The following is a 16,940-nucleotide window of genomic DNA, read 5'->3' as shown; positions in this document are numbered from 1 at the left end:
CTACTCCGCGGCCGGCGGCAGGGCCGCCGCGGCGCGCGGCGCGGGGCCGGCGGCGCCCGGCGCGGCGGAAGGGTCCGGGGCGGCCGCCGCGCCCTCGCGCGCGGTGCCCACGACGCTGTAGAGCACCGGGAGGACGAGCAGCGTGAGCAGCGTGGAGGAGATCACGCCGCCGATCACGACCGTCGCCAGAGGGCGCTGGACCTCGGCGCCGACGCCCGTGTTCAGCGCCATCGGCACGAAGCCGAGCGACGCGACGAGCGCCGTCATCAGGACCGGACGGAGGCGCCGCTCGGCCGCGAGCTCGATGGCCGCCCGCACCGGCATGCCGGCCGCGGTGAGCTGCCGGATGGTGGAGACGAGCACCATGTCGCCGAGCACCGCGACGCCCGACAGCGCCACGAACCCGACGCCCGCGGAGATGCTGAAGGGCAGGCCGCCGAGCCAGAGCGCGACGACGCCGCCGATCGCGGCGAACGGGACGCCCGTGAAGACGCGGATCGCGTCGAGGAGCCGCCCGTACGTGAAGTAGAGCAGGAGCAGGATCAGCCCCAGGGCGACGGGCACGACGACGAGCAGGCGCGCCTGCGCCCGCTCGAGGTGCTCGAACTGCCCGCCGAAGCGGACGTAGTAGCCGGGCGGCAGCTCGACCTCCCGATCGAGCCGCGCGCGCGCCTCCTCCACATAGGTGCCCACGTCGCGGCCCCGGACGTTCGCCTGCACGACGATCCGGCGCTTCGCCCACTCGCGGTTGATCGCGGTCGGCCCCTCGGCCGTGCGGATCTTCGCGAGCCGCGCGAGCGGGATGCGCTCGCCGCCGGCCGCGGTGACCAGGATGCGGCCGATCGAGGCGGGGTCCTGCCGGTAGCGATCGTCGATGCGCAGCGTCACGGGGAAGCGGCGCTCGCCCTCCTGGAGCTGCCCCACCTCGCGCGCGCCGAGCGCCTCGACGACATCCAGCACGTCGGCGGCCGCGATGCCGTGCCGGGCGATGGCCGCGCGGTCGACCTCGATCTCGAGCACGGGCTGCCCTGTGACCTGCTCGGTCACCACGTCGGCCGCGCCAGGGATCTGCTTGAGGACGGCCTCGATCTCGCGCGCCTTCTGCTTCAGCGTGTCGAAGTCGTCGCCGAACAGCTTCACCCCCAGATCGGCCCGGATCCCGGCGACCATCTCGTTGACCCGCATCTCGATCGGCTGCGTGTAGATGACGCCCATGCCCGGCATCCCCGCGAGCTCCGACTCCATCGCCTGGACCAGTTCGTCCTGCGTCGCGGCGCGCTTCCAGGCTGCTCGCGGCTTCAGCGTGATGAACATGTCGGACAGCTCGAGCCCCATCGGGTCCGTCGCCACCTCGGCGGTGCCGGTGCGGGTCCAGACGCGCTCGATCTCGTCCGGGAACCTCTCGAGCAGGACCCGCTCGAGCTGGGTGCCGTAGCGGATCGACTCGCCCGCCGAGACCCCCGAGAGCCGCACGGTGTTGGCGACGATGGTGCCCTCGCGGAGCCGCGGCACGAACTCGGCGCCGAGCCGGGTCGCGAGGAAGACCGCGTTGCCGAGGAGCAGCACGGCGCCGGCGAGCACCGCCCAGCGCCACCTCAGCGCGAGCTGCAGCGCCGGCCGGTAGGCCCGCTTGAGGAGGCGCACGAGCGCGTTCTCGCGCTCCTTCGCGCGGCGCGGCAGGAGCAGGCTCGCGAGCACCGGCATCAGCGTGAGCGACAGGATCATCGAGCCGACGAGCGCGAAGATGACGGTGAGCGCCATCGGCCGGAACAGCTTCCCCTCCGCCCCCTCGAGCGCGAGGATCGGCAGGTAGACGATCATGATGATGAGCTCGCCGAACATCGTCGGCTTGCGCACCTCGATCGACGCGTCGCGCACGACGTCCGTCGCGCTCCGGTCGCTCGCGTCCTCCGACAGCCGCCGGACCGAGTTCTCGACCATGATCACCGAGCTGTCGACGACGAGGCCGAAGTCGATCGCGCCGAGGCTCATCAGGCTCCCCGCCACGCCGGCGCGCAGCATCAGATCGAACGCGAAGAGCATCGACAGGGGGATGGCCGAGGCCACGATCAGCCCCGCGCGGAGGTTGCCGAGGAAGGCGAAGAGCACCGCGGCCACGAGGAGCGCGCCCTCGAGCAGGTTCTTCTCCACGGTGCCGAGCACCTCGTCGATGAGCTCGGTGCGGTCGTAGACGACGGCGACGTCGACGCCTTCCGGCAGGCTCTTCTCGACCTCCGCGAGGCGCGCCTTGAGCCGCGTCGTGACGTCGTGGCTGTTCTCGCCCATCAGCATGAAGCCGAGGCCGAGCACGACTTCCCCCTGGCCGTCCGCGGTGACCGCGCCCCGCCGGATCTCGCGCCCCTCGACGACCCGGGCCACGTCGCGGACCCGGATGGGGGCCCCGCCCTTGGCGGCGACCACGATGTCCTCGATGTCGCTCACCCGCGTCGCGATGCCGATGCCCTGGATGAGGCTGGACTCGCCGGCCTGGTCCAGGGTGCCCCCACCCACGTTGGCGTTGTTGCGCTCCAGCGCTTCGGAGAGGTCGTGGAGCGAGAGCCCCCGCGCCGTGAGCTCCGCCGGGTCGACGAGGACCTGGATCTGGCGCTCGTCGCCGCCCCAGGCGTTGACCTCGGCCACGCCGCGCACCGAGCGGAGCTGCGGCGCGATGACCCAGTCGTGGACCGTGCGCAGCTCGCTCAGCGATTTGCCCTTGCCCGTGACCACGTAGTGGAACACCTCGCCGAGCCCGGTGGCGACCGGGCCGAGCTCCGGGCGCTCGATGCCCGGCGGCAGCGTCACGGTCTGGAGCCGCTCCAGGACGACCTGACGGGCCAGGTAGATGTCCGTGTCGTCCTCGAAGCGGGCCGTGACCTGCGAGAGGCCGAAGCGGGAGAGCGAGCGGACCTCCTCGAGCCTGGGCAGCCCCGAGATCGCCTGCTCGACGGGCGCCGTGATCTGGCGCTCGATCTCGACGGGCGAGAGGGCAGGGGCGACGGTGTTGATCTGCACCTGCACCGGCGTCGTGTCCGGGAAGGCGTCGATCGGCAGGCGGCGGAGCGCGAGGACGCCCGCCAGGGAGAGGCCGATCGAGGCCAGGATCACGAGGAGCCGGTGGCGGAGCGACCACGTGATGACGGCGTTCAGCATGGCCGCGCCTCAGTCCTCGCCGCAACAGCCGGCGCCGATGCTCTCCTTGAGGGTCTCGGTCTTGAGCAGGAAGCTCCCCTCGGTCGCGACCTCCTCGCCCGGGCGCACGCCCTTCGTCACCTCGACGAGGTCGCCCTCGGTCGCCCCGATCTCGACCCGACGCGCCTCGAACTGGTCCTCCGCGAGCCGGACGAACACGAGCTTCACCGTCTTCGCGCGCTGGACGGCGGCGCGGGGCACCATGACCGCGGCGCGTGCCGGGGCGAGGATGCGCGCCCGGCCGAACATGTTGGCCCGCAGCGCGCCGCCCGGGTTCGCGAGCGGGACCCGCGCCTTGGCCGTGCGCGTCGCCGGATCGATGGCCGGCGCCACGTACGTGATCTCCCCCTTGAGCTCGCGCCCCTCGAGGCCGTCGACCTCGATGACCACCGGCTGCTTCAGCGACACGGCCGGGAGATCGGTCTCCGGCACGTCGAGCTCGGCCCACATGCTCGACACGTCGACCACCTCGAACAGGGTCTCCTCGACGCCGACGAGCCGGCCCACGGTGGCCTTGCGCTGGGTCACGATGCCGGCGAGCGGGGTCGTGAGCGTGTAGCCCCCGGTCCCGCCCGCGCTCGCGCCCACGACGGCCAGGGAGGCCGCGAGCGAGGCGCGCTCGGCGCGGGCGGCGTCGAGCTCCTGCTGCGCGGCGAGGACGCTCTTGCGCGACGAGATCCCCTCCTTTTCGAGCTGCTCCTCGCGCTGCAGGTTCTCCTCGGCGATCTTGAGGCGCGACAGCGCGCTGGCGAGCCGCGATCGATCCGCCCCCACGTTGGCGCTGTCGATGATCGCGAGCGGCGCGCCCTTCTCGACCTCCGCCCCCACGTCCACGTGAAGCTGCCGGACCACCCCCGCGGCGCGGGCGTTGATCTCCGCCACCTTGAGCGCGTCGTAGACGATCCTGGCGGTCACGGGGATCCCGCCGCCGCCCTGCCGCTCGACCGCTTTCTGGGTGAGGATGCCGGCGAGCCGCGCCGTGTCCTTGGTCTTGAACTTGACCTTGGTCCCGTCCGCCGGCGCGCCGTCGCTCGCCACGTCGGCCGCCGGCTTGCCGCCGCGCTCGGGGTGGCAGACGGGGCAGATGGACTCCGGGAGCTCGTGCTCTTTGCACCAGTCCCCCTTCGCCTGGAAGACCGGGGCGAGCTTCGGATTGCACTTCGTGCAGAGCGCTTCCAGCACCCCGTGCTCCTTGCACATGGCGCCCTCGACGGCCGACGCGGCTCTGGGCTTCGCCTCGGCCTTCTCCGGCGCGGCGTTGTCGGTCCCTTTGGCCCCGCACCCGGAGAGGACCGCGAGCGCCAGGAGCACCACGACGTGAACGCGGCCGGGCATGTCAGCTCCCCTTCGGCGGCCTGACGATCTTCAGGTCGGGGTTGCACTTGAGGCACTGCGACTCGGGCAGCCCGTGCTCCGCGCACCAGTCGCCCGTGGCCTTGAAGGCCGGGATCAGGTCCGGGTTGCAGCGGGTGCACTGCGACTCGGGCACCTCGTGCTCTCCGCACCAGTCCTCGTGGGAGCCGGGCTTCACGTCGGCCGGCGCATGCGGCGCGTGCGCCGCCTTCGCCTGCGTCTGGTCGGGCGCGGCCTTGTCTTGGCTCGGCGCCTCCTTCGAGCACGACGCAGCACCGAGGGCGAGGACGCAGAGCACGATCGAGATGAAACGAAACTTCATGGGCCTGTTCTCCTAGCTGTTCGCAACGTCGGGTGACGGACGGATCTTGCGCATGCCGTTGCTCCCGCGCGCCAGCGCCGCCGCCAACCCTGCCCGCGAGCGCGATCCCCGCGCTGGGTAGAGAGCAGCGTTGAACGGGCGCTCCCGCGGGCGCGCCACGGCGGGTCGCGATCGCGTCCTCCGCGCGGACCTGGCAGAACGCTGAACCACGCCGCGATCGCCGGGGCCGGACAGGGCTCCTCCTGCGGAGCCCGCCGGAGCGCGATCGACGGTTCGGGCCGCGGCGCGGCCAGCAGCGCCTGCTAGGCGAGGCGCTTTGGGACGTGGAGCACCTCGCGCGCCTCCGGCGACGGGGGCGCGCGCTCGGGCGCGAGGAGAAGCAGCTCGGCGGGCGAGGGCGCGAGCAAAACCGGAACGCTGGGCGAGGGCGGGATCGCCGGGACCCTCGCCGCGCAGCACCCCGAGGAGCAATCCAGGGGACAAGGGCAGTCCCCCTGGTCTTCATCGTCGGGGCAGGACTCGCCGCAATCGTCGGCGGCGACGAAGGCGTAGGCTACGGTGATCTGGCTTACGAACAAGGCGAGCACCAGGATGGAGAGCAGCCGGACCAGCCGCCGCGTCCACCTGGATCCAGAGTTTCGCCTTCGCCGCCGGGTCACGATCGGTGGAGAGCCTACCATGTGCCCTGAGGCGTGCGAGCACGAACCTCCGGCCGGCCGCGCGAACGCCGATGCCGCGAGGGCGGGCGCGGCGCGCTGCTCCAGGCACGAGCGCGATGGGACACCGGCCCGAGCCATCCGCTCGGCCTTCTTGCTCCTCGGTATCCGGAGCGCCCCATCGGGGTCCACGACAGTCCAGTCGGCAACATGCGTTGAGCCGCGCGGCGCTTCGCGTGCGCCGGTCAACGCATCCTCCGGAGCGACACGCGCGTGATCTTGACGTCGGCGACGGATCGTGGTGATTCGAGCGCATGAGCCCGGGAGATCTGGCAGAGAAGGGCGCTCGGGCGTGACCCTCCTGCGAGCCGGCGGATTGTTCATCATCACGGCGCTCGCCGAGATCGTCGGCTGCTACTTGCCCTATCTCTGGCTCCAGCGGGGGAAGTCCGCGCTCCTGCTCTTGCCGGCGTCGGCGAGCCTCGCCGCGTTCGCCTGGCTCCTCACCCTTCATCCGACCGGAGCCGGCCGCACCTATGCGGCGTACGGCGGCATCTACGTGGCGGTTTCGCTGTTCTGGCTCTGGTTGATCGAAGGGCAGCGGCCGACGCGCTGGGACGTCCTCGGCGGCGCCATGACCATTGCGGGCACGGCCATCATCGTCCTCGGCGCGCGGAGTCGATAAGCCCGCCATCTGCCTTGTCGGCGCGGCGATCATGGGTACTGGCGAGTCGTTCCTCGATCTGCCCATGTGAGGTGTCGGCGCGGCGCTCGGCGGCCTCTGGCGCAGGGGCCTGGATCAATCCGTCGAGGGTGCCGTAGGGCGCGAGAACGCCAGCGAATCCTGAAATTTCCTATCTCGCGGTGCTCTGCGCGTCCTGGCGCCGCCGCGTAAAAATTCTCTTCCTGACGTCCTGATCGCCTCGGCCGTCCTCGGTTGGCTCGTATCCTCGCCGTCCAGTCACCGCGTCCGAGGACCGACCAGCCTGGATTTCTGGAGCCGCTGGGGGCACGCGATGACCTGGTCGCCGGCGGATCCATTTGACCGAGTTAACGTTCTCATTTCGAACGAGGCTTAAGCAGTTCAATCTCACGGGCAGTAGAGCTCGTCTGAGCTCCGGTTGATGTCGGATATTGCGCTACCCAACATCACCTAAAAACCGCGGTTGTTGTGACTTCGGAATAGTCACGTCGGCTCGCAAAACACCGCGAAATGCAGGTTCGCCTTGACGGGCTAGCCAACATGAAACAATAACTATCCTCGTCGCAGTGCCTGACCGAACACGGACCGAGACCACTCGCTCCGTGGACCTCGAGAGCGAGATTCACCGGAGGGCGACCGCGGCGGTACCTCGGCAGCCTTCACCGCGCGGCGAGCGCACCCGATCAACGAAGGGCAGCGTCGAGCTGTAGAGAGATCGGCTTTTTACCTGGTTAACATAATGAGGAGAATCACATGAGATTCGCATCCAGGCAACTCTTGCTTGCCGCCGCGACGGGCCTTCTCGCCGTGTCCTGCGTCGGCCTGGCGGAGGACTACGAGGACGAGGAAGGCGGCGTGCTCGACGAGGGCCTCACGATCGACCCGAGCGCGGTCTACACGATGGTCGGCGTGCAGAGCAACAAGTGCGTCGAGATCCGCGGCGGGAGCACGGCGAGCTCGGCGGCCGCGCAGATCGCCTCCTGCCGCAGCGGCGACACGAGCCAGCAGTTTCGGGTGGAGTCTGCGGGGAGCAACTACTACCGGCTGCGCAACGTGAAGAGCGGCCTCTGCCTCGGGGTCAACGGCTCGTCGACCTCGAACGGCGCCACCATCGTGCAGTCCAGCTGCGGCAACGCCACGAGCCAGCAGTTTTCTATCGCGGACGTCTCCTCGACCGTCCAGCGGTTCACGAACCGCGCGAGCAACAAGGTGCTCGACGTCATGGGACGGTCGACCGCGGATGGCGCCAGCCTCCACCAGTGGAGCTGGGCCAACGGAGACAACCAGAAGTTCTCGCTCAAGGCTGTGGGGGGCTCGTCGAGCTCCTCGACGTCGTCGAGTTCCTCGAGCTCGTCGAGCTTGACGACGTCGTCGAGCTCGACGACCACCGGGACCGGCGGGGCGGGCGGAGCTGGGGGCGCGGGCGGCGCTGGGGGCGCGGGCGGCTCCGGGGGTGCCGGGGGGACCGGCGGCGGCGGCACCGGCGGATCGGGCGACGTCGGCGTCGCCCCGGCGTCCGGCTGCGGGCTCGGCTACAGCCAGCTCCCGAACGGCAAGGGCGGCCTCAACGTCGAGCCCGTCTGCATCCCGAAAGAGATGAACTTCAACATGGCCGCGTCGCTGGAAGCCTTCAAGACGACGGTCTATCCGCTGCTGCAGACCAACTGCTCGGGCTGCCACAGCTCGACGGGCAAGGCCCAGGCGCCCCTCCACTCCGACGTCGATCCGGCGCTGGCCCACGAGTACGCGCTCACGCGCGTGAACTTCAAGAAGCCGGCGGACTCCAAGCTCGTCGTCCGGATGGGCATCGACCGGCACAACTGCTTCGGATCGAGCTGCAGGGACGCGAACACGCAGATGCTCTCCGCCGTCACGGCGTGGGCCAACGCCGTCGCGCCGAGCCTGCCGACGACCCCGCGCCCCGTCGCGGCCGGCGAGCAGGTCACCGAGGCCCAGGTCAAGTCGTGGATCGCGACGGACAAGGCCACCATCCCCGCCGCGGACGCGGAGTTCATCAAGTACGCCTCGCTGCACGAGATCCACAACAAGGGCGCCACGGCGGAGGAGATGAACGTGGCCCGCGTCGGCCTGTCGAAGGCGCTGAACTCGACGGCGCGCTGGGCTCCCCGGATCGTGAACCCGGTCGACATCAACGGGAAGGGCGTCGTCTACCGCTTCGATACCCGCAGCTACTGGGGCTACAACAAGGGCGTCACGAAGCTCCACTTCGGCGGGTCGGACGACGACGTCTTCTTCGGGAGGACCAGCGTCAACTACCTGGGCGAGCCGGTCGGCTCCGACGTCACCTTCCGGGAGAAGTACCGGTTCACGTCGGACGTCCAGGTGGATCCGAGCTTCGCGCGGCTGGTCTGGGGGCGCGTCCTCGCCGGCAACGTCGAGGGCGCGACGGACGGCGGCGTGCTGCCGCCCTACGTCGACGGCTTCAAGACGGATTACATCGAGGCGAGCCAGCTCGTCTACACGCTGACCCGTCCGGACGTCTACAACGCGATCATGGCGATCCCCTGGTATGCGCACGACCTCGAGACCGAGCTCGGCGTCATCAAGGACCAGGGGATGAAGTCGTACGAGTACATGCTCACGAAGCAGGCCATCACGGTCGACTCCCGCATGTACTTCAGGGCCAAGACGCGGCGCGGCGGGTACTACTGGAAGACCTGGGACGTCTTCACCGGGCAGCTCGACGGCGGCGTGAACACGATCGAGCAGGCGTGGGAGACGGGCCAGATCCGGTTCCCCTTCTGGGCGCATCCGATCCCGAAGTTCATCAGCGGGACGGGCATCGGCGGCTCGGCGAACAACTGGAGCTTCATCGCGACCCTGGCTCAGCCGCAGGGCACCGAGCCGCCGGGGTGCGATGGGCAGCCGAGCTACGCGGGCGGCGGCTACGTGAACTGCCGCTACTACACTGGGACCGACGGGCTGCAGCAGTCGGCGGAGGAGGTCATCTGGGATCTGCCGAACGGCCTGCAGGGGTACTCGCTGTGGGGCGGCTTCAACCAGCGCCGCGTGGACGCCTTCGTCAACATCGTGCGTGATCCGCGCATTCAGCGGAACGCGTCGGACGCGCAGATCAACAGCACGGTGGGCTTCGCCACCCAGGACCGCCGCCTGAACACCGGCAGCTCCTGCATCGGCTGCCACGCGGACGGCATGAACCGCGGCAACAACGATCTGCGCGACTGGCTGGACGCCGGCGGCGAGCGCCTGCCGAAGGGCGAGCACGGGGTCGACGGGTGGATCAACGACGCGGCGGTCGTGTCGCAGGTCAAGGAGCTGTACCCGCCCTCGAGCGTCATGCGGTCGCGCATGGAGGACGACCGCCGCGTCTTCCTCGCGGCGATGGCGAAGATCAAGAGCGAGATGGTCCTCGGCGCGGACAAGAACGTGTACGTGGAGCCGACGATCTGGACCATCGAGTGGGCGCAGAACTTCTACAAGTACGCGCCGACCCGCTCCAACTGACGCAGCGCCAGGCTCTGTCGGACGGCCGCCGCCCGGCGGCTCGTCCGGCAGGGCCCAGCCCGCCGCCGCTGCATCGACCCCCCCCTTCCATTCATCGATTCATCAATTCCCCGTCCAGCGGACGGCCAGCAGCGCCGAGCGCGCCCGCGGGCCTCACCTCGCCGACGGGAGCGGGGCAGCCCCGCCGGCCATCCAGGCGAGCGCCCTGCGCGCCCGGTCCTTGGCGTCGCCTTCGATGATATCGCCGTGGGCGACGACGACGCGCTCGAAGTCCCAGGCGAGCACGTCGGCGACGCTCCGCGCGGCCGCGGCGCGGTCCCTCACGAGCACGCGCCACACGTGGTCCGCCGCGGTCTTCTTCCACGCGCCGCCGAGCCAGAGGAAGACCTTCATGCCGAAGCTCCGGACCTCGTGCACGTTGAAGAGGAGATCCGTCACGATGAGCGTCCGCGAGCGCGCGTGCAGGAACACGTGCTCACCGATGTACGGCACGCCCTCCACGAGGCGCACCGCGAGGTCGTCGCCGAGCTCCGGCGCCACGCCGGACCGGGGCAGCGGGGCGAAGGGGACGCCCGACAGCTTCTTCTCGAGCCCGGGCGCCCCGAGCACGCTCGCGCGCGGCCAGCGCTCGGTCGCGGCCTTGACGAAGAGGTGGTGGAGGCGGCTCGGGGCGACGATGGCGCGCACCTCGCCGAGGGCGTCGATCTCCCGGGCCGTGGCGTCGTCGAACGCGAGCGGCGAGTGGAGCACGATCCCGCCGTCGGCCCGCCGCACGACGGTCGCGCGCGCCGGCAGATACCCGACCGGCATCCGGAAGTCACGCTCGTAGGCCCACACGTCTTTGGCGATCGTTCGGAGCATGCGGCCATGCAAGGCGCGCGCGGCTGCCTCGTCAAGACCTGCGTCTGCACCGCCGGCGCACGGTTCGAGGGGCTGCTCCAGCTTACACAGGTCGTCCAGGCGGGCCGCGAGATCGTGCGCCGGACGCCGCGCGGCCCTGACCCGCCCGGGACGATTGCCGCTCAGCGCTGCTCTCTTTACGTTTCTCACGAGCGAAGCGCAGCGGCCGGAAGACGCGCCGCGCTCGCGAGCTCGCAGGTTCCGGGCTCGACCGCGGAGCGGGGCTGTAAAGGGGGGCGTCATGGAGGTCAAGGGCTTCGCGAGTGCGGCTTCGAGCGGGTTCCTACGTCGCGACGTCTACAGCCTTTCCCCGGAAGGCCCGGAGATCGAGGCGCTCAGGCGGGGGATCGCCGAGATGCAGCGCCGATCTCGGGTCGACCGCCGCGATCCGACCGGCTGGGTCTACCAGGCCGGGATTCACGGGTCGCCAGACGGTGGAAATCCGCTCCCCGGATGGAACGCGTGCCAGCACAGCAGCTTCTTCTTTCTCTCCTGGCACCGCATGTATCTCTCCCGATTCGAGCGGATCCTGAGGTCCGCCTCCGGAGATCCGGGCTTTGCGCTCCCGTACTGGAACTACTCCGCCGCCGGCAATCGCGCGATACCGGCCGCATTTCGAAAGCCCGGGGATGCGTCCAACCCTCTCTACGTCGGGGAGCGCGCGGCGGGCATCAACCAGGGAGCCCTTCTCCCGCCGTCTGCGGTCACGTTTTCGTCGGCCTTCCGTTTGACCAACTTCAGCGCTCGGCCCGGGGCGCGTGTGAGCTTCGGTGGGGGGGCGCTCCGGCAACCCGGGCAAGGCGGAGCTCGCGCCGGGGAGCTCGAGCGGCAGCCGCACAACGTCGTCCACGGCATGGTGGGCGGTCAGGATGGCTGGATGAGCTACACGGACACGGCCGCGCAAGATCCCATCTTCTGGCTGCACCACGCGAACATCGACCGATTGTGGAAGCGCTGGCTCGACCAGGGCGGAGGGCGCGGCTACCCAGGGCGCTCGGAGGACGAGGAGGCCTGGTGGCGCCTCAGCTTCGATTTCGTCGACGAGAACGGCAGCCTCGTGCGGATGACGGGCGAAGAGATCACCGACACGGTCCTCCAGCTAGGCTACCGCTATGACGATGATCCGCCGCCGCTCGCGACGGTTCGCCTCGCTGCAGAGAGCAGCGCTGCTGCCAGGAGCCCGGAGCTCGCCGCGAATGTCCGCGGGACCAGCCGAGCGCCGATCGTGCTCGGGGCCGAGCCGGTCTCGGTGCTGGTCGAGATGTCGCCCGACGACGCCGCCGTCCTCAGGACCATCGCGACGAAAGGGCTCGTCGAGACGCAGATCGTCCTGAGCCTCGAGGACATCGCGTTCGAGCGGAACCCAGGCGTCTCCTATGAGGTTTACCTGAACCTCCCTGAAGGGACGCCGCCGGACTACCAGAGCCATTTCTACGTGGGCAACATCGGGTTCCTCGTCGTGCGCGGCCACGGGCACCTGCACGGGCCGGCCACCATCGACGAAGCCTTCGACATCACGGCCCACGTGCGCACGATGGCCGAGCGCGGCGTGTGGGCGGACGTTTCACCGAAGGTGACCTTCATCCTGCGTGAGCTCATCCCGCCGGGTGGCGCAGAGAGCATGTCGGCCGCAGCCGCGGGGAGATCTACGCCAGTCGTGCGTGTAACTATCCGCCGCGTGGTCATCGCGACCGAGTGAGCCATCGGGGCGCGTCATCGAGGTCGCCTCCGGGCAGCCTCTCGACGTGTTCTTCCAGGAGAGGATCTTCGGACCCCTTCAGATGAAGGACACGGGGTTCGCGGTGCCTGACGCCGAGTGGCGTCCCATGGCGACGGCGTACGCGCACCACGAGGGAACAGGGATCCGACCGATGAAGGACGGCTACGGCGTCAGCTCGGCCTCGACCCGGTGCCGGGTCGCCTGCTCGTAGTCGTAGGCATACCCCAGCAGGCGGGGCTCGCTCCAGAGGGGGCCGACGAAGATCAAGCCGAAGGGGGCCCCGTTTTCGTACTGGCCAGCAGGCACGACCACCCCGGGCAAACCGGCGATGTTGATCGCCGATTCCGTGGTCGCCGCGTAGGTGTCCGCGCTGAAGAGCTCCGGAATCACCTCGTAGGTCTGAGGGAACGCGAGGGCGTCCAGATCGTGCTCGGCCATCACGGCGTCGAAGAGGCTCAGGTACTGGCCGCGGAGGGCCCAGAAGCTCGATAGATCGGGCGGATCCTCCGGGTGAAGCAGCGACTCCGCGAGGACAGGGAGCTTCTCGACGTACCAGAACAGCGGGCCGCCATCCTCTTGAAACGGAGATACCCCCGCGAGGAGCGACAGCTCGTCGATCGAGCCGACCACGCCCCCGTCGAACGTCAATCCCGCGAGGTATTGCTGGAAGTCATGGGCCACCGACTCCGTGCCTCGCATGTCGTAGGGCTCGCCGGGCAAGGCCAGCTCGGCGAAGCCGCTGCCGGCAAAGGGATCGTCGACGACCGTCGCGCCCTGGCGCTCGAGCTCCAGGACGGCGCGCGCGTAGAGATCCTGGGTCTCCGGCGACAGGGCGCTCGTGCGAAAGCCCGGGCCGTACAGCCCGATCCGCTTCCCGCGAAGGGCGGTCTTGCTGAGCTCGCTCGTGTATCCGTGCGGGGGCAGCCGGCCATCGGAGGCGCTCGTCTTGGGGTCCTCCGGGCTGTAGCCGGCGAGCACGTCCATCACCAGGGCGGCGTCGAGGACGGTCTTCGCGATCGGCCCTGCGACGTCCCTCGTGCTGGCGGCGAGCGGCACGATGCCCGCCGTGGGGACCAGGGCGAACGTCGGCTTGACGCCGACGAGGCTCTGCGCCGCCGCGGGGTTCTGGATGGAACCCCCCGTCTCCTCCGCGAGGCCCAGCACCGCGAAGCTGGCGGCCACCGCCGTGGCGGTCCCGCTGCTGCTCGCGCCGGGCGCCAGGTCCCTGTCGACGGCGTTGTACGTGGGACCTGCCCAGCTGCTGTTGGCCCGGGTCCCGTCGTCGCTGAAGGCCGGGATGTTGGTCTTCCCGAGGAGGATGGCGCCCGCTCGAATCAGCCGCTCGACGACGACGGCGTTCTCGATCGGGAACAGATCGACGCCGCCCGCTGCGGAGCTGAGGGGCGCCCAGCCCGCCGTCGACGGCAGTCCGACGACGTCCATGGATTCCTTGACGACCACGGGGATCCCCGCCAGCGGGCCGAGCGGCTCGCCGTTCCTCCGCTTCCTGTCGATCGCGCGCGCCTCGTCGAGCGCGCTCGGGTTCAAGAAGGTGAAGGCGTTGTAGGACGGCTCGTACTGCTCGATCCTGTCGAGGTAGGCCTGGGTCAGGGCCTCGGCGGTGTAATGTCTGTTCCTGTACGCCTTCTGGATCTTCGAGATCGTGAGCTCGGTCACGTCGATGTGGTGGGCGCGGACGGGGCCCGCCGCCGCGCCGGCGTCGCCGGGGTCCCCCAGGACGACGCCGAGCAACATGGCGGCGATCCACGCGCCGCCTGGACGTTTGTGCTTCTTCATGAAGGATCGCTCGCTCTCGGTTCAAGACGCAGATCGCGTCAGTTTATCGAGCTCTACTCTACAATGAAAATCGTTCCGAGGCTGCTCGACGTCAATGCGTCCGGGAGCTTCGAGTCGGCGGGAGGGGCGTCCGGGTCGAGCGATCGAGCGATCGAGCGATCGAGCGATCGAGCGATCGACCCGGCGTCGCGTTCAGCCTGGGCGCCGCGGCGCTGGCGGGGCGCTGCGCCGGTGAGCGCCGAGGGGGGCTGCCTGCCGTCCGGCGGCCCGGCGTCACTTGATGATGGCCGGATCCTCGATCGTGAAACACTCGATCGAGGACGCCGCGTATTTCAGCGCGTTGTACCAGAACTGCGAGATCTGAAAGACCTGCGCCGCCGATCTCTCGTAGCAGGAGCTGTTCGGGTCCGTGTACATCTGGGGATTGATGCAATCCGCCGTCCCGAGCCATTGGCCCGAATAGGTCACCCACTCGTCGCCGTACGCGACGACGTGGCCCTTGCCGACCTCCTTGTGCACCGCGAAATTGTTCGTGCCGTCGGTGCAGTCGACGGTCGCCGTCGTCGATTTGATCGAGCGCGCGATGTATGCGCCGACGCTCTGGATGTCCTTGCCGATCGGCGTGTCCTGGTTCCAGGTGCCCACGCTCCCGGGGAGGGGGCCGCCGAGCGGCACCGGGCCGCCCCAGCAGTTGCAGTTCGCGCAGCCGGTCCGCGCAGGATCCAGCACGCCGTCGGCGTTGAACTGGATGTCCGTGAACGAGAGGAGCTGGTTGGTCGCCGTGACGTCGTGGATCATGCACCCCTGTCCATTGCACTGATAGCCGCTCAGCGCGATGAGACCACCTCCGCCGTTGACCCAGTCCTCGAGCGCCTTCACCTCGTCAGGCGTGAACTGCCAGGGCTGCCCGTCGTCGTTCTGCGCGCCCTTCGTGACCATCCACTGGAGGAGTATCACGTCGTACTTGGCGAGAAACTCCGGCGTCAGCGTGGGCTTCTCCATGTTGTAGTTGTCGACCTGCGCCGTGCTCTGCGTGTTGAGCCAGTTCTGGAGCGCCGTGGTGCTGTCGCTGCTGCACGGGCCCCAGACGCCTTCATGGCCGATCGACGCGATGTTGATGCAGGTGCAGTTGCCCGCGTCATCGCAGGTCGTCTGATGGCCGGCGTCCGCCGGCGGCCCGCCGCCCGGACCCGAGCTCGTGAGGCCGATCTCGCCGCCAATGTCGTCGCCGCTGCTGCTGCTGCTGTCGGCGCCGGCGCCGCTCGCGCTTTGCCCGCCCTCGCCATTTCCCGTGGTGTTGCCGCCGCCGCCGCTCGCCGAACAAGCGATGACGGGCAGCCAGAAGGCCGCGAGCGCAGCGCAGAAGCGAGTCACGAAACGAAGTCTTGCCATGATCCAGAGACTATCATTCCCGCGGCTGGCCGGAGGTCTGAAAGAGTAAGGAAGCCCTCTGCCCGCAGGGCCGCGCCAACGCCGCGGCGCCACAGCTCCGGCGTGAGCGCGTTGCGGTTCCGCAGCGACACGAACAGGGCGAATCGGCCTGCGCGGCGCGTCAGACGAAGAGTTGCGCGCGGGTGGTGCGGGTGAAAGAAGTCGCCCTACGCCGATTCCAGGGCCGGCCGCGGCCCGCTTCGGGTTCCGGGGGCGCCGCCGCGGCCTACACTGCCTTCGCATGTCCCCCGCATCGAACACGCCGCCCGTCGGGGCCGGCGCGATCGCGCTGATCGAGCGCACCCGAGCGCTCGCGGCGCTCGTGCTCGCTCCGGCGGCGAACGCCACGGATCAGGCCGACAGCGTTCCTCGCGAGCACCTCCGCGCGCTCGCGGAGGCCGGTCTCCTCGGGATCGCGACGCCGGCGCGCTACGGCGGCCTCGGGGCGCCGGCGCGGGTCGCGCGCGAGGTCCTGGAGATCCTCGCCGGCGCCTGCGGGGTGACCGCGTTCGTCCAGATGCAGCACGCCACCGCCGCGTGCCCGCTCATCGCGCGCGGCGACAACGAGGCGCTCAAAGAGCGCGCCCTGCCTCGCCTGGCCTCCGGAGAGCGCTTCTGCACCGTGGGCTTCTCGCACGTCCGCCGCCCGGGCCCGCCGATGGTCCGGATCGAGCCCGACGGCGACCACGTCCGCCTCGACGGCACCGTGCCGTGGTTGACCGGCCACGGGATCGCCGACGACGCCGTCATCGCCGGAACGCTCCCCGACGGCCGCCTGATGTACGTGCTGACGCCGCTCTCGGCCGGGGACTCCATCGAGGCGTCGGCGCCGCTCCGCCTGAGCGCGATGAACGCCTCGGCCACGGTGTCGCTGACGCTGCGCGCGCTGCGCGTCGGCCCCGAGCAGGTGATCGCCACCGCGACGCGCGAGCAGCAGGCCGCGCGCGACGTGGCGGGCCTGCTGACGCCGGCGGCGCTCTCCCTGGGCGCGGCCGGCGCCGCCGTCGCCCTGCTCGCGTCGCTGGCCGAGCGCCGCGGCGACGCGCAGCTGGCCGGCGCCGCACGGGCGCTCGAGGACGAGCGGGAGGCCGCCCGCGCCGAGGTGAACGCATGGGCGGACCAGCCGGAGGCGGAGGGCTACGCCGAGCACGCGGTCCGCGCCCGCGCGTCGTGCGTCGATCTGGGCGTCCGCGCCGCGCACGCGGCGGTCGCCGCGACCGGCGGCAGCGCGAACCGCCTCGACAACGCCGCGCAGCGCCTCTTCCGCGAGGCGATGCTCTACTCGCTCACGGCCCAGACGCGCGATCTGCAGGCGGCGACCGTGCAGCGGCTGCTCGGCCGGGGCGGCGGCGCGATCGACCGCGCGCGGCCGTGAGGGCGGGG

At 70.3% G+C, this 16,940-nt stretch carries 12 protein-coding genes; 5 read left to right on the top strand and 7 right to left on the bottom strand.

The genetic code is table 11. The features are described 5' to 3' along the window. The 4 genes from WME83_RS24060 to WME83_RS24045 all read right to left on the bottom strand — a co-directional run bounded on the left by WME83_RS24060 (position 1) and on the right by WME83_RS24045 (position 5,523). Entirely contained in the window at positions 1-3,150 is a 3,150-nt protein-coding gene (locus tag WME83_RS24060) for an efflux RND transporter permease subunit (RefSeq protein WP_437321612.1), read from the bottom strand. A gap of 9 nt (positions 3,151-3,159) precedes the next feature. Beyond that, positions 3,160-4,524 (bottom strand): efflux RND transporter periplasmic adaptor subunit, encoded by a 1,365-nt coding sequence (locus tag WME83_RS24055; RefSeq protein ID WP_437321611.1) that lies wholly within the window; start codon positions 4,522-4,524, stop codon positions 3,160-3,162. Position 4,525: 1 nt separating this feature from the next. Then, on the bottom strand, positions 4,526-4,864 hold the full coding sequence (locus WME83_RS24050; RefSeq protein ID WP_437321610.1) for a hypothetical protein: 339 nt from the start codon (positions 4,862-4,864) through the stop codon (positions 4,526-4,528). Between the two features lie 302 nt (positions 4,865-5,166). Beyond that, positions 5,167-5,523: a hypothetical protein gene (locus WME83_RS24045; protein WP_437321609.1), complete on the bottom strand. Its 357-nt coding sequence runs from the start codon at positions 5,521-5,523 to the stop codon at positions 5,167-5,169. Between the two features lie 349 nt (positions 5,524-5,872). Here WME83_RS24045 and WME83_RS24040 point away from each other — a divergent pair, with 349 nt between their 5' ends. Both WME83_RS24040 and WME83_RS24035 read left to right on the top strand, forming a co-directional pair. Further along, positions 5,873-6,205, top strand: coding sequence for a YnfA family protein (locus tag WME83_RS24040; RefSeq protein WP_437321608.1), 333 nt, complete (start codon positions 5,873-5,875; stop codon positions 6,203-6,205). Between the two features lie 771 nt (positions 6,206-6,976). Beyond that, complete coding sequence (locus WME83_RS24035; protein ID WP_437321607.1) at positions 6,977-9,709, top strand: RICIN domain-containing protein; 2,733 nt, start codon at positions 6,977-6,979, stop codon at positions 9,707-9,709. Between the two features lie 153 nt (positions 9,710-9,862). Here the strand turns inward: WME83_RS24035 and WME83_RS24030 are convergent, their stop codons facing one another. Continuing rightward, positions 9,863-10,570 carry a DUF4336 domain-containing protein gene (locus WME83_RS24030; RefSeq protein WP_437321606.1) on the bottom strand — a complete coding sequence of 236 codons (708 nt, stop codon included), beginning with the start codon at positions 10,568-10,570 and terminating at the stop codon, positions 9,863-9,865. A gap of 394 nt (positions 10,571-10,964) precedes the next feature. Here WME83_RS24030 and WME83_RS24025 point away from each other — a divergent pair, with 394 nt between their 5' ends. Both WME83_RS24025 and WME83_RS24020 read left to right on the top strand, forming a co-directional pair. After that, positions 10,965-12,308 carry a tyrosinase family protein gene (locus tag WME83_RS24025; protein WP_437321605.1) on the top strand — a complete coding sequence of 448 codons (1,344 nt, stop codon included), beginning with the start codon at positions 10,965-10,967 and terminating at the stop codon, positions 12,306-12,308. Between the two features lie 46 nt (positions 12,309-12,354). Then, on the top strand, positions 12,355-12,540 hold the full coding sequence (locus tag WME83_RS24020) for a hypothetical protein (protein WP_437321604.1): 186 nt from the start codon (positions 12,355-12,357) through the stop codon (positions 12,538-12,540). Here the strand turns inward: WME83_RS24020 and WME83_RS24015 are convergent. Both WME83_RS24015 and WME83_RS24010 read right to left on the bottom strand, forming a co-directional pair. Beyond that, positions 12,492-14,126 carry an amidase gene (locus tag WME83_RS24015; protein WP_437321603.1) on the bottom strand — a complete coding sequence of 545 codons (1,635 nt, stop codon included), beginning with the start codon at positions 14,124-14,126 and terminating at the stop codon, positions 12,492-12,494. The genes WME83_RS24020 and WME83_RS24015 overlap by 49 nt on opposite strands. A gap of 273 nt (positions 14,127-14,399) precedes the next feature. Beyond that, entirely contained in the window at positions 14,400-15,518 is a 1,119-nt protein-coding gene (locus WME83_RS24010; RefSeq protein ID WP_437321602.1) for a hypothetical protein, read from the bottom strand. 280 nt (positions 15,519-15,798) lie between these two features. Between WME83_RS24010 and WME83_RS24005 the strand changes: the two genes are divergently transcribed. Continuing rightward, positions 15,799-16,932 carry an acyl-CoA dehydrogenase family protein gene (locus WME83_RS24005; RefSeq protein ID WP_437321601.1) on the top strand — a complete coding sequence of 378 codons (1,134 nt, stop codon included), beginning with the start codon at positions 15,799-15,801 and terminating at the stop codon, positions 16,930-16,932. Positions 16,933-16,940: the final 8 nt, after the last annotated feature.

This window comes from Sorangium sp. So ce385, from assembly GCF_051474135.1.
Taxonomy (GTDB): domain Bacteria; phylum Myxococcota_A; class Polyangia; order Polyangiales; family Polyangiaceae; genus Sorangium; species Sorangium cellulosum_D.
This window is presented reverse-complemented; position numbering and strand designations above follow the sequence as displayed.